Raw genomic sequence first — 12,704 nt, 5'->3', positions numbered from 1 at the left:
GCGCGGCGAGCCACGCCGCCGCCTCGCGGCGGGTGCCGATCCGCACGACGCGCGCGTCCCGGTCCGCGAGCGCGCCGTACTGCTCCCGGTAGCGCTCGAAGTGCGTCCAGGACCACCGCACGATGTTCCTGTCGGGGTCGCGGCGCAGGAGGCTGAGGACGTTCTCGCGGTTGCCGTGCCACAGCTCGGTGCGCGTGACGCCGCGGCGCACGGTGCGCAGCACGAGCTGCGTGACGACGACGCGACGCGGCGGGTCGAGCCACACCACGACGTCGGCCGCGTCACCCAGCCCGTGACCCCGGCTGTTCCAGTTGCCGTCGGCCACCCACCCGAGGGCACCCGCCCCGCCGAGGAGCTGAGCCAGCCGGGCGCGCGCCTCGTCCTGGTCGCGGTGCCGCCAGCCCGCGTCCCAGTAGACCTCGTCGAGCTCGACGTGCGGCACCCCGAGCCGTGCGGCGGCCGCGCGCGCGAACGTGGTCTTGCCCGCGCCGCTGCTCCCGACGACCCAGACGCGGCGCGGCCGCGCCGTCACCGACCGGCGTCGAGCACGGCCGCGAGGCTGCGCAGACGCGCGTTGGTGAACAGGTCGTCCACGAGCACGACCTGCCCCGCCGAGTCGGCGAGCGGCACCTTCCAGTTGGGGTACTCCTGGTCCGTGCCGGGCTGGTTCTGCGCGCGGCGCTCCCCCACGGCGTCCGCGAGCGCGACGCCGACGAGCACCGCGGGCGTCGCCATGACGTAGCGGTGCATCGCCTCGACGACCTCCCGCTCCGAGGGGTCGGCGCCGACGAGGCCGCGCGAGCGCAGCGCCGCGAGCATGCGGTCGCGCTCGGCCTCGGCCTGCGCGCGCACGACCGGCACGGGGTCCGTCAGCAGCCCGAGGCGCTCACGGATGGCGACGTGCTCGCCCGCGAGGTAGCCCGCGGTGGGCGGCAGGTCGTGCGTGGTCACGGTCGCCAGGACGAGCGGGCGGTAGCGCTCGGGCGGCAGCGGGTTGCCGTCGTCGCCGTTCTCGAACCACAGCACCGACGTACCGAGGACGCCCCGCTCGGACAGGTAGTCGCGGACCCACGGCTCGACCGTGCCGAGGTCCTCTCCGATGACGACCGCACCGGCACGGTGCGCCTCGAGCGCGAGGATGCCGACGAGCGCCTCGTGGTCGTAGCGCACGTACGCGCCCTCGCCGGGTGCCGCGCCGTCCGGGATCCACCACAGCCGGAACAGACCGATGACGTGGTCGATCCGGATCGCGCCCGCGTGCCGCAGCACCGTGCGCAGCATGTCGCGGTACGGCAGGTACCCCGCGCGCGCGAGCTCGTCGGGCCGCCACGGCGGCTGCGACCAGTCCTGACCCTGCTGGTTGTACATGTCGGGCGGCGCGCCGACGGTCGCACCGCGTGCGAGGACGTCGCCGAGCGACCAGACGTCCGCGCCGGCCGGGTGCACGCCCACCGCGAGGTCGTGCATGATCCCGATGCTCATGCTTGCCTCGCGCGCGGCGCGCTGCGCCGCCGCGAGCTGCTCGTCGGCCACCCACTGCAGCCACGTGTGGAACGCGACGCGGTCCGCGAGCTCCTCGGCCTGCGCCGCGACGGCGGGTGAGGCCGGGTCGGCCAGCTCGGGCGGGATCGTCTCGGCGCCGTACCTCTCGGCGAGCGCGCTCCACAGCGCGAACGTGCGCAGCCCCGGTCCCTGCTCCTCGACGAACGCGTCGAAGACGGCCTGGCGCGGCGCCGAGCGCGGGTGCGCGAAGATCACGTCGAGCGCGGTGCGCTTGGCGGTCCAGGCGGCGTCGCGGTCGATCGGCCCGGCGTCCAGGTCGAGCGGGAGCACGGACTCGGCGGCCCACTCGACGAGCGAGCGGTCGGCCGCGGCGAGGTAGGCGGCCTCGGGGATCGCCTCGGGCCGGATGTAGATCGGGTTGACGAAGCGGCGCGTGCTCGGCAGGTACGGCGACGGCGTGAGCGGCGCGACGGGTTCCGCGGCGTGCAGCGGGTTGATGAGCAGGAAGTCCGCGCCGGTCTCGTGCCCGGCGAGCCATCCGATGTCCGCGAGGTCGGCCAGGTCGCCGACACCCCACGAGCGCTCGGAGCGCACCGAGTAGAGCTGCGCCATGTAGCCCCAGGCACGTCCGCCGTCCCGCAGCTGCGCGGGCAGCTCGAGGCGGTCGGGCGTCACGACGACGACGCCGCGGGCGGCGGCCGACGGGCCGGACGCGTGGATCGAGTGCCAGCCGAGCGGCAGGTCGCCGGGCACGACGAACGTCGCGCGCCCGACGAGACGCCCGTCGACCGTGCGCGGCTCGACGTACACGTCGGCCTGGTGCAGGTCCCGACGCCCGCCCCCGACCTCGGGGTCGAGCTCGAGCCACACGTGCACGGGGTCGCCGTGCGTGACGTGGACGGGCACGTGCCGCTCGTGACCGGCGCGCAGGACGGTCGTCGGCGGGACGACGCGGCGCCACGGCATGTCGTCGACGTGCGCGAGCGCGAGCTCGACGCGCTCGGGTGAGCTCGCGTCGACGCCCAGGGCGGCGAGGACCGCGCGCAGCGTCGCGGCGGACGCCCGCCGCAGGTCGCCGTGGAACCCCCAGTGGTCGGGCACGACCCCGTACGCCGCGGCGAGCCGCAGCAGGGAGTCCGACGGAGCGGTGAAGTCGGCGACCACACGTCGATCCTGCCAGAGCGACGCGACCCGGACGCGCAGCCGAACGTCATGGGCGGGTCGGCTGCTCGTCGTAGCCTTGCGGACCATGACGCCCCCCGCGACGTACCCGCCCGCGCACCGCGACGACCTCGTCGAGGATCTGCACGGGCACGAGGTGCCCGACCCCTACCGGTGGCTGGAGGACGCCGACGCGGCGGCGACGCAGGCGTGGTCGCACGCGCAGGACGAGCTGTACCGGGCCGTCCGGGAGGACAGCGCTCGGGCGCTGGCGGGTTCCCCGTTCGCGGGCGACGCGCTCACGGCGCGCCTGCAGGCGCTGCTGGGCGCGGGGTTCGTCAGCGCGCCCGCGTGGCGCGGCGCACGGCGCTTCGTCTCGCGGCGCTCGGGCGACCAGGAGCACGCGGTCGTCGTGGTCGTCGAGCCGGACGGGCACGGCGGCGAGGTCGAGCGCGTGCTCGTGGACCCGGTCGCGATCGACCCCGCGGGCACGACGACGCTCGACTCGTGGCAGCCCTCGAAGGAGGGCGCGCTGCTGGCGTACCAGACCTCGACGGGCGGCACGGAGGAGTCGGTGCTGCGCGTGCTGGACGTCGCGACGGGTGAGGTCGTCGACGGTCCCGTCGACCGCGCGCGGTACTCGCCCGTGGCCTGGCTGCCGGGCGGCGAGGCGTTCTTCTACGTGCGGCGACTCGCGCCCGAGCTGGTGCCGCAGGACGAGCGGCAGTACCACCGCCGCGTGTGGCTGCACCGCGTCGGCACGTCGCCCGACGAGGACGTCGAGGTGTTCGGTGCGGGGCAGCCGGTCACGAGCTACTACGGCGTGACCGTCTCCCGTGACGGCCGCTGGCTCGTGGTGTCGGCCGCCGCGGGGACGGCGCCTCGCAACGACGTGTGGATCGCGGACCTGACGGCGTCGTCGCCGCAGGCGCCGGTGTTCGTCGAGGTGGCGGTGGGCCTCGACGCGCAGACGGGTGCGTGGGTGGGCCGGGACGGACGCCTGTACGTGCACACCGACCTCGACGCCCCGCGCGGGCGCCTGGCGGTGGCCGACCCGGGCGACCCGGGCGCGGACCGGTGGCGCACGCTCGTCGCGCAGGACGGCACGGCCGTGCTGGAGGACGTCGCGCTGACCGACGGCGGGGGCGACGACACGACGCCTCGCCTGCTGCTCGCGTCGTGGCGACGCCACGCGGTCTCGTCGGTGACGGTCCACGACCCGGCGACGGGCGAGCGCCTGCCCGGTGCCGCGGGGACGGTGCCGCTGCCCGGTCTGGGCTCGGTGTCCGGCCTGGTCACGCGCCCCGAGGGCGGGCCCGAGGTGTGGTTCTCCTACACCGACCACACGACGGTGCCGGGCGTGCACCGGTTCGACGCCACGACGGGCGCGCTCACGCTGTGGGCATCGCCGCCGGGCGTCGTCGCGGACGTGCCCGAGGTGCGCGTGCGCCAGGTCGAGGCGACGTCCGCCGACGGGACGACCGTGCGCGCGTTCGTCGTCGCGCGCGCCGACCTGGTCGACGACGAGGGGCGCCCGACGACGCCGCTGCCGACGGTCCTGTACGGGTACGGCGGCTTCCAGATCTCGCTCGACCCGGGCTACTCGGCGTCCACGCTCGCGTGGGTCGAGGCCGGCGGCGTGTACGTCGTGGCGAACCTGCGCGGCGGCGGCGAGGAAGGCGAGGACTGGCACCGCGCGGGCATGCGCGAGCACAAGCAGCACGTGTTCGACGACTTCCACGCGGTCGCCGAGCTGCTCGTGGCGCAGCGGTGGACGACGCCGGGGCAGCTCGCGTGCTGGGGCGGCTCGAACGGCGGCCTGCTGGTCGGTGCCGCGCTCACGCAGCGCCCCGACCTGTTCGCGGCCGTCGTGTGCTCGGCGCCGCTGCTCGACATGGTCCGCTACCAGCGGTTCGGCCTCGGCGTCACGTGGACGGAGGAGTACGGCGACGCCGACGACCCCACCGAGCTCGGCTGGCTGCTCGGCTACTCGCCGTACCACCGTGTGGTCGAGGGCACGCGCTACCCCGCGACGCTGTTCACCGTGTTCGAGGGCGACACGCGCGTCGACCCGCTGCACGCCCGCAAGCTCGCGGCCGCGCTGCAGCACGCGACCGCCGCACCGCTCGCGCAGGCGCCGGTGCTGGTGCGCCGCGAGACCGGCGTCGGCCACGGCGGCCGGGCCCTGTCCCGCTCGATCGCGCTGAGCGTCGAGCAGCTGCAGTTCGTCGCCCGGCACACCGGGCTCGTCGCGCAGCCCGCCCCCGCCACGCAGGAGGCCGAGTGACCGTGCACCTTCTCCCGACCGCCGCGACGCCCGCGCCGTCGCCGACCCCGACCGACGACGTGCTCGTCCCGCAGGACCTGGGCTCGCCCACGTCGTGGTGGCACTGGTTCACGGGGGTCCCGCTGACGATCCTCGTCATCGTCGCGGTGTCCTCCGTCGTGCTGGTCCTGCTGCAGGCGCTGATCCGCCGTGTCACCGACCACATCGCCGAGGGCACGCCCGTCACGGAGCGCGGCGTGCTCCGTCCGCTCGCGGACCGGGGCGTCGCGCAGACGCTGCTCAAGGTCGACCCGCTCGCCACGGCGCGCCGCGCGCAGCGCGCCCGCACGCTCGGCTCGGTGCTGCGCTCGACCGCGGCGGTCCTGGTGGGCGGCATCGCGGTGTTCCTCGTGCTGGACACGCTCGGGGTGAACATCGCGCCGTTCATCGCGTCCGCCGGGATCGTGGGCGTCGCGCTGGGCTTCGGTGCGCAGAGCCTCGTCAAGGACTTCCTGACCGGCACGTTCATGCTGCTCGAGGACCAGTACGGCGTGGGTGACGTGGTCGACCTCGGGCCCGCGACCGGCACGGTCGAGGCGGTCACGCTGCGCGTCACGAAGGTCCGCGACGCCGACGGCACGCTCTGGTACGTCCCCAACGGCTCGCTGGTGCGGGTCGGCAACAAGACGCAGGGCTGGGCGACGGCCGTCGTCGAGGTCGACGTGGACTACTTCGCCGACCTCGAGCAGGTGGAGCGCCTCCTCGCGGAGGCAGCGGCGCACGTCGCGGCCGAGCTCGGCGACGCCGTGCAGGGTGAGCCGACGATCACCGGGATCGAGCGGCTGACCGCCGAGGCGATCACGCTGCGCATGCGCGTGCGGACGTCGCCGGCGCGGCAGTGGGAGGTGGCGCGCGCGCTGCGCGTCGCGGCGCGGCGCGTGCTCGAGGAGGCCGCCGTGCCGCTCGCGGGTCAGCGCGACGCGCTCAGCGCGCACCGTGCGGCGCTCGCCGAGGTGGCCGACGACGAGCCGCAGGGCGCCGGCGACGAGGCGCGCGTGGACGCGAGCGACCCTGACCCGCACGACACACCGGTCGACGACGCGGTGCGCCCGCCTCAGCCCTGACGGGGTCTCAGCGCCAGGTCAGCAGCGGGTCGCCCGCGGCGACGCGCGAGCCCGGCTCCGCGTCGAGCACGACGAGCGCCGGGTCGGCCTGCAGGGCGACGACCGGGCAGACGGTGGACATGCCCGACGCGGCGACGTCGACGGGCGAGAACGTGACGAGCCGCTGCCCCGCGCGCACGGCCTCGCCGCGCCGCACGTGCAGCGTGAAGCCCAGGCCGGCGAGCCGCACGGTGTCGATGCCGAGGTGGACGAGGACGGAGCGTCCGCCGTCGACCTCGAGGGCGAACGCGTGCGGGTGCAGCGCGCCGACGACCCCGTCGCACGGGGCGACGACGTCCAGGCGCGCGACGTGGTCGGGCGCGATCGCGATGCCGGGGCCGACGATCTGCTCGGCGAACACCGGGTCCGGGACCTGCCCGATCGCGTGCACGACCCCGGGCACGGGCGCGACGACGCGCAGCTCGCTCATGTCCGGCGGGCCGGGCGGGTCAGCGCAGGGAGTCGAGCTCGGCGGCCAGGTTGTCCGCCTCGGGGCCGACGATGACCTGCACGATGCGGCCCGAGCGCACGACGCCGAACGCGCCGGAGGCCTTGAGCGCCTGCTCGTCGACGAGCTGGGCGTCGCTCACCTCCACGCGCAGACGCGTGATGCACGGCTCGAGGTCGACGACGTTCGCGTCGCCGCCCAGTGCGGCGAGGATCTGCTCTGCCTTGCTCAATGCCACTCCCGGAGGTTCTCGCGACGACCATCTCGCGACGGGGTTCTCGCGACCGGTCGTCGCGGCCAGCCCAGCCTAACGCGCCCCGCACGTGACGCCTTGCGCGTGTCCGGCTGGCGGCGCGGGTCCGGCGCGGGCCAGACTGACGACGTCTGACGAGGAGGTCGTCCCACGTGAGCCCCACCCCGCCGCCCCCCACGGTGGTGCACGGTCTCGGTGTGAGCCCCGGTCGCGTGGTCGCGCCCGCGGTGCTCATGCCGCCGCCGATCACCGAGCCCCCGTCCGGGCGGCGCCTGCCGCCCGGCGCGGACCACCGGTCCGCCGCCGACCGCGTCGGCGAGGCCTCGCGTCGCGTGTGCGCGGCGCTCGACGCCGCAGCGGACGCGGCCGAGGGTGACGCAGCCGACGTCCTGCGCGCGACCGCCGCGATCGCGGCCGACCCGACGCTCGTCGCCGACGCCGTGCAGCGCGTGATGACCGAGCACCTCGTGCCCGAGCGTGCGGTGTGGGAGGCGGCCGAGTCCGTCGCGGCGCAGTTCGAGGCGCTGGGCGGACTGTTCGCGGAGCGCACACGCGACATCCACGACGTGCGCGACCGGCTGGTCGCCGACCTGACCGGACGACCGGCCCCCGGCGTCCCGCAGCGCGACGAGCCGTTCGTGCTGGTCGCGCCGGACCTGGCCCCCGCGGTCGTCGCGACGCTCGACACCGCGCGCGTGCTCGCCATCGCGACGTCGGCCGGTGGCCCGACCGCGCACACCGCGATCCTGGCCCGCGCGCGCGGCATCCCCGCCGTGGTCGCGGCGCGCGGCCTCGACGCCCAGGTCACCGACGGCGACGTCGTCGTCGTGGACGGCGGCGCGGGCACGGTCACGCTGCACCCCGACGACGAGCAGGTCGCGCGCACCCGGGCGCTCGCCGCGGTCGAGCGGACGTTCGACGGCGACGGGCGCACGGCCGACGGTCACCGGGTCGAGCTGCTCGCCAACGTGGGCGCACCGGCGGACGCGCACGCCGCGGCGGCCGCGGGGGCGCAGGGCGTGGGGCTGTTCCGCACCGAGTTCGAGTTCCTCGACCGCGACGAGGCGCCCGGTGTCGACGAGCAGGTCGCGGCGTACCGCGAGGTGTTCGCGCAGTTCCCCGGCCGCAAGGTGGTCATCCGCACGCTCGACGCGGGCGCGGACAAGCCGATGCCGTTCCTGACGGCCGACGACGAGGCGAACCCCGCGCTCGGTGTGCGTGGTCTGCGCACCGCCGCGACGCACCCCGAGGTGCTGGAGGACCAGCTCACCGCGATCGCGCGCGCGGCGCGGGCCGAGTCCGCGCTCGTGTGGGTCATGGCGCCGATGGTCGCGACCGTCGAGGAGACCGAGGAGTTCGTCGAGCGGTGCGCCGCGCACGGTCTGACGACCGCGGGCGTCATGGTCGAGGTGCCGAGCGCCGCCCTGCTCGCGGACCGCATCCTCGCGCACGCCGCGTTCGCGAGCATCGGCACCAACGACCTCACGCAGTACGCCATGGCGGCGGACCGGCTCCTCGGCAGCGTCGCGCACCTGTCGGACGCGTGGCACCCGGCGGTGCTGCGCCTCGTCGCCGAGACGTGCCGCGGTGGCGCCGCGCAGGGCCGACCGGTCGGGGTGTGCGGCGAGGCCGCTGCGGTCCCGGCGCTCGCGGTCGTGCTCGTCGGGCTGGGCGTCTCGTCGCTGTCGATGACGCCTCGGGCGCTCGCCGACGTCGCGGCGGTGCTGCAGGCCACGTCGCTCGACGAGTGCCGGCGCCTGGCGCAGCTCGCGCTCGGCGCGCAGTCCGCGGCGGACGCGCGCGAGCGGGTGCGGGCGGGGCTGCCCGTGCTCGGCGACCTGGGGCTGTGACGCGCGTGTGAGGATGGGCGCGTGAGGGACACGTTCTACGAGGCCGTGGGCGGTCACGACACGTTCGTCGCGCTCGTCGACCGCTTCTACGAGGGGGTCGCGGGCGACCCGGTGCTCAAGCCGATGTACCCCGAGGAGGACCTCGCCCCGGCCGCCGCGCGGCTCACCGCGTTCCTCGAGCAGTACTGGGGCGGGCCGACGACGTACTCGCAGGAGCGCGGGCACCCGCGCCTGCGGATGCGGCACGCGCCGTACAAGGTCAACCCGGACGCGCGCGACCGGTGGCTCGCGCACATGCGGGACGCGGTCGACTCGCTCGACCTGGCGCCGCTGCACCGCGCCGAGCTGTGGGACTACCTGGAGCGCGCCGCGCACTCGATGATCAACACGTTCGAGGACTGAGGGCGACGTCACGGCCGACCCGTCCCGGCGCGGGGCGCCCGGCGTGAGATTCTGCGGGGCATGACGACGCCCGACCGGGTCGACGCGGTGCTCGAGGCACTGCGCCTGCGGCCCGTCCCCGACCAGCCCGACACGTTCACCGCGACCAGCCTCCCGCAGCCCGGCGGACGCGTGTTCGGCGGGCAGGTGCTCGCGCAGGCGCTGCTCGCGGCGGGCGCGACGCTCGACGACGACCGGCTCCCCCACTCGCTGCACGGCTACTTCCTGCGCGCGGGTGACGTCGCCGAGCCGATCACGTTCGCGGTCGAGCGGCTGCGCGACGGGAGGTCGTTCACGGCCCGCCGCACGCACGCGCTGCAGAACGGCGCACCGATCCTGTCGATGACCGCGTCCTTCCAGACCGAGCAGGACGGGATCGACTACGCCGACGAGATGCCCCCGGGCGTCCCCGCGCCGCAGGACGTGCCGTCGGTGTTCGACGTGCTCGGCCCGATCGACCACCCGGTGGCGCGGTTCTGGACGCAGGAGGCCGCGTTCGACGTCCGCCACGTCGAGGGATCGCTGTACCTGGGCCCCGCGCCGGAGCGCACCGGGCAGCAGATGGTCTGGTTCCGCTCGCGCTCGCCGCTGCCCGACGGGCAGCTGCTGCACCGTGCGCTGCTCGCGTACGCCTGCGACCAGGTCATGCTCGAGCCGGTGCTGCGCCGCGCGGGCCGCTCGTGGGTGACGCCCGGCATGTCGATCGCGAGCCTCGACCACGCGATCTGGTGGCACCGCGACGTCCGGGTCGACGACTGGCTGCTGTACGTGCAGGCGTCGCCGAGCGCGCAGGGCGGGCGAGGGCTGGGCACGGCGCGCGTGTTCACGCAGGACGGGGCGCTCGTCGCGACCATCGCGCAGGAGGGCATGGTCCGGGTGCCCTGACCGGCCCGCGGGGCCCCGCCGGGCGCACGTCGTGCCTGGTCAGACCCGCCGCGGGCCCGGCGTGACGCGCACCAGCACGGATCATCCGGACGCTTCGCCCGCTCGGCGCGCGCACGCGGCCGTCGTGCCTCAGTATTCGGGCATGCCGTCGCGTCGCCCCGCCCTCGTCCGTGCCGTCCTGGTCGCCGTCAGCATCGTCGTCTGGATGGCGATCGCGTCGTTCGGCGGTCAGGCGCAGGGCAAGCTGTCCCAGGTCCAGACGAACGACACGGCGGCGTTCCTGCCGTCGTCGGCGGAGTCGACCCTCGCCGCGGAGGCCGGCCGCGAGTTCGTCGAGGCACCCGCGCTGCCCGCGCTCGTCGTCCTGACGCCCGCGGCGGGCGGTCAGGTCACCGACGCGCAGGTCGAGCAGGTCACAGCCGTCGCGCAGGCCGTCCCGCAGCACGCCGTCCCCGGCACGGACGCCGTGTGGGCGGACTACCTCACGGCCGACCCGGTCGTCACGCCGTCGCAGGACGGCGAGGCGATCCTCGTCGTCTACTCCCTCGACGCGGACAGCGCGGAGGAGCTCGTCGGCGACGAGGAGTCGGTCACCGGGGCGTTCGTCGGCGACCTGCGCGCGACGCTCGACGACGAGCTCGGCGCGACCGCGAGCTCGGCCGGTGAGGCCGGGCTGAACGCGTGGGTCACCGGTCCCGCGGGCTTCGTCGCGGACCTCGTCACGGCCTTCGGCGGCATCGACGGCATCCTGCTGGTCGTGGCGCTCGTCGCGGTGCTGCTGATCCTCGTGGTCGTGTACCGCTCCCCGCTGCTGCCGTTCGTCGTGATCCTGACGGCCGTGTTCGCGCTGACGCTCGCGGGGCTCGTCGTGTACCTGCTCGCGGACTCGGGCACGCTCGTCCTCAACGGCCAGGCGCAAGGCATCCTGTCGATCCTCGTCGTGGGTGCGAGCGTCGACTACGCGCTCCTGCTCGTCGCGCGCTACCGCGAGGAGCTGCGCCACCACGAGCACCCGGCCGCCGCGATGCGCCGCGCGTGGCGCGCGTGCCTCGAGCCCATCGCCGCCTCCGCCGGCACCGTGGTCGCAGGCGTGCTGTGCCTGCTGCTGTCCGAGCTGGGCTCCAACCGCAGCCTCGGGCCGGTGGCCGCGATCGGCATCGTGTCCGCGTTCCTCGCGGCGCTGACGCTGCTGCCCGCGTTCCTGCTGATCGGGGGCAGGCGCTCGCGGTTCTACTTCTGGCCGCGCACCCCCCGGTACGTCGAGACGTCGGCGACGTCGGCCGACGCCACTCCCGCCGAGCTGACGGGCGTGTGGGGCCGGCTCGCGCGCTGGGTCGGCCGGCACGCGCGTGCCGTGTGGGTCTCGACCGCCGCGGTGCTGGTCGCGTTCGCCGCGTTCCTCCCGACGTTCTCCGCGGAGGGCACCAGCGAGACCGACGTGTTCCGCACCGAGGTCGACGCGGTCGCGGGCGAGGAGGTCCTCGCGGCGCACTTCCCCGCGGGTTCGGTCGACCCCGTCACCGTGATCGTCGCGCAGGGCGACGCGGACGCCGCCGCCCGGGCCGCGCAGGGCGTCGACGGTGTCGCGTCCGTCGCGCCGTACACCGGGACCCCCGCGGGCGCGCCGACCGGCGAGCAGGCCGAGCCGCTCGTCGTCGACGGTCGCGTGCGGCTCGACGTCTCGACGGACGCCCCCTCCGACTCGCGCGCCGCGCAGGACACCGTGCGCGACGTGCGCACCGCCGTGCACGACGTCGCACCGGACGCGCTCGTCGGTGGTGCCGCCGCCGAGACGGTCGACTCGGTCGACGCCGCGCAGCGCGACCTGCGGGTCATCGTGCCGGTCGTGCTTATCGTGATCGTCCTGATCCTCACGCTGCTGCTGCGCGCGGTCACCGCCGCGCTCGTCCTGCTCCTCGCCAACGTGCTGTCGTTCGCGGCGACGCTCGGGGTGGCCGCGATCCTGTTCGAGCACGTCTTCGACTACCCGGGCGCGGACCCGACCGTCCCGCTGTTCGCGTTCGTGTTCCTCGTCGCGCTCGGGGTCGACTACTCGATCTTCCTCATGACCCGTGTGCGCGAGGAGTCGCTGCGTGACGGCACACGGGTCGGGGTGGTCCGTGGGCTCGCGGTGACCGGCGGCGTCATCACGTCCGCCGGGGTCGTCCTCGCGACGACGTTCGCCGCGCTCGCCGTCATCCCGCTGCTGTTCCTCGCGCAGCTCGCGTTCCTCGTCGCGTTCGGCGTCCTGCTCGACACGTTCGTCGTGCGCACGCTCCTGGTCCCGGCCCTGGTGCACGACCTCGACCACCGCACGTGGTGGCCGTCGCGGCTCGCCCGGCCGCGCGTGCCCGCCCGGGAGCGGTGAGGCACCGCTCGTGGTGCGGCTGCGCCGGGTGCGCATCGACTCGCCGGGGTGGACACGCCGCCGCGCGGGCCGCGGGTTCGTGTACCTCGACCACGACCGCCTGCGGATCACCGACGCGGAGCACCTGACCCGGATCGTCGGGCTCGCGATCCCGCCCGCGTGGCAGGACGTGTGGATCTGCCCGCTGCCCCACGGTCACATCCAGGCCGCCGGCCTCGACGACGCGCAGCGCCGCCAGTACCTGTACCACGCGCAGTGGCGGGTGCGGCGCGACCGGCTCAAGCACGACCACGTGCTCGACGTGGCGCGGCGCCTGCCGGCGGCTCGCCGCCACGTGCGCCGCGACCTGCGGCTCGAGGGCTTCCC

The 12,704-nt window shown here is 75.5% G+C and carries 11 protein-coding genes; 7 read left to right on the top strand and 4 right to left on the bottom strand.

The genetic code is table 11. The annotated features are described in order from the left end of the window. The coding region (locus CUD01_RS15490) for a P-loop NTPase family protein (RefSeq protein WP_141322400.1) at positions 1 to 532 on the bottom strand (532 nt) is incomplete at its 3' end. Next, positions 529 to 2,667, bottom strand: a complete 2,139-nt coding sequence (gene malQ, locus CUD01_RS15485; RefSeq protein WP_244937805.1) for a 4-alpha-glucanotransferase — start codon at positions 2,665 to 2,667, stop codon at positions 529 to 531. The genes malQ and CUD01_RS15490, both read right to left, overlap by 4 nt. An 85-nt stretch (positions 2,668 to 2,752) precedes the next feature. Between malQ and CUD01_RS15480 the strand changes: the two genes are divergently transcribed. Both CUD01_RS15480 and CUD01_RS15475 read left to right on the top strand, forming a co-directional pair. After that, positions 2,753 to 4,951, top strand: a complete 2,199-nt coding sequence (locus tag CUD01_RS15480; protein WP_141322396.1) for a prolyl oligopeptidase family serine peptidase — start codon at positions 2,753 to 2,755, stop codon at positions 4,949 to 4,951. Next, positions 4,948 to 6,054, top strand: a complete 1,107-nt coding sequence (locus CUD01_RS15475; RefSeq protein WP_244937804.1) for a mechanosensitive ion channel family protein — start codon at positions 4,948 to 4,950, stop codon at positions 6,052 to 6,054. The genes CUD01_RS15480 and CUD01_RS15475 overlap by 4 nt, the downstream gene beginning before the upstream one ends. 7 nt (positions 6,055 to 6,061) lie before the next feature. Here CUD01_RS15475 and CUD01_RS15470 read toward each other — a convergent pair whose 3' ends face one another. Both CUD01_RS15470 and CUD01_RS15465 read right to left on the bottom strand, forming a co-directional pair. Then, the gene (locus CUD01_RS15470) at positions 6,062 to 6,523 is read right to left on the bottom strand and encodes a PTS sugar transporter subunit IIA (RefSeq protein ID WP_141322394.1); all 462 of its coding nucleotides are present in this window, start codon (positions 6,521 to 6,523) and stop codon (positions 6,062 to 6,064) included. 19 nt (positions 6,524 to 6,542) lie between these two features. After that, positions 6,543 to 6,842 carry a PTS sugar transporter subunit IIB gene (locus CUD01_RS15465; protein ID WP_268531394.1) on the bottom strand — a complete coding sequence of 100 codons (300 nt, stop codon included), beginning with the start codon at positions 6,840 to 6,842 and terminating at the stop codon, positions 6,543 to 6,545. Between the two features lie 185 nt (positions 6,843 to 7,027). On the opposite strand from CUD01_RS15465, the gene ptsP reads away from it, so the two are divergent. The 5 genes from ptsP to CUD01_RS15440 form a co-directional block, all read left to right on the top strand. Further along, on the top strand, positions 7,028 to 8,644 hold the full coding sequence (gene ptsP / locus CUD01_RS15460; RefSeq protein ID WP_243861147.1) for a phosphoenolpyruvate--protein phosphotransferase: 1,617 nt from the start codon (positions 7,028 to 7,030) through the stop codon (positions 8,642 to 8,644). A gap of 21 nt (positions 8,645 to 8,665) precedes the next feature. Beyond that, positions 8,666 to 9,046 (top strand): globin, encoded by a 381-nt coding sequence (locus tag CUD01_RS15455; protein ID WP_094179653.1) that lies wholly within the window; start codon positions 8,666 to 8,668, stop codon positions 9,044 to 9,046. Positions 9,047 to 9,106: 60 nt separating this feature from the next. Next, entirely contained in the window at positions 9,107 to 9,970 is an 864-nt protein-coding gene (locus CUD01_RS15450; protein ID WP_094179652.1) for an acyl-CoA thioesterase, read from the top strand. A 142-nt stretch (positions 9,971 to 10,112) separates the two neighbouring features. Continuing rightward, complete coding sequence (locus CUD01_RS15445) at positions 10,113 to 12,338, top strand: MMPL family transporter (protein WP_141322390.1); 2,226 nt, start codon at positions 10,113 to 10,115, stop codon at positions 12,336 to 12,338. A gap of 10 nt (positions 12,339 to 12,348) precedes the next feature. Beyond that, the coding region (locus CUD01_RS15440) for a DNA topoisomerase IB-related protein (protein WP_141322388.1) at positions 12,349 to 12,704 on the top strand (356 nt) is incomplete at its 3' end.

This window comes from Cellulomonas uda (genome assembly GCF_006538705.1).
In the GTDB taxonomy this organism is placed as follows: domain Bacteria; phylum Actinomycetota; class Actinomycetes; order Actinomycetales; family Cellulomonadaceae; genus Cellulomonas; species Cellulomonas uda.
Note: the sequence above shows the minus strand (reverse complement) of the source record. Positions and strands in the feature narration are given on the sequence as shown.

Coding starts and splice junctions, on each gene's coding strand:
- CUD01_RS15470 (WP_141322394.1), bottom strand. CDS start 6,523: ATGAGCGAGCTGCGCGTCGTCGCGCCCGTGCCCGGGGTCGTGCACGCG.
- CUD01_RS15480 (WP_141322396.1), top strand. CDS start 2,753: ATGACGCCCCCCGCGACGTACCCGCCCGCGCACCGCGACGACCTCGTC.
- ptsP (WP_243861147.1), top strand. CDS start 7,028: ATGCCGCCGCCGATCACCGAGCCCCCGTCCGGGCGGCGCCTGCCGCCC.
- CUD01_RS15445 (WP_141322390.1), top strand. CDS start 10,113: ATGCCGTCGCGTCGCCCCGCCCTCGTCCGTGCCGTCCTGGTCGCCGTC.
- CUD01_RS15450 (WP_094179652.1), top strand. CDS start 9,107: ATGACGACGCCCGACCGGGTCGACGCGGTGCTCGAGGCACTGCGCCTG.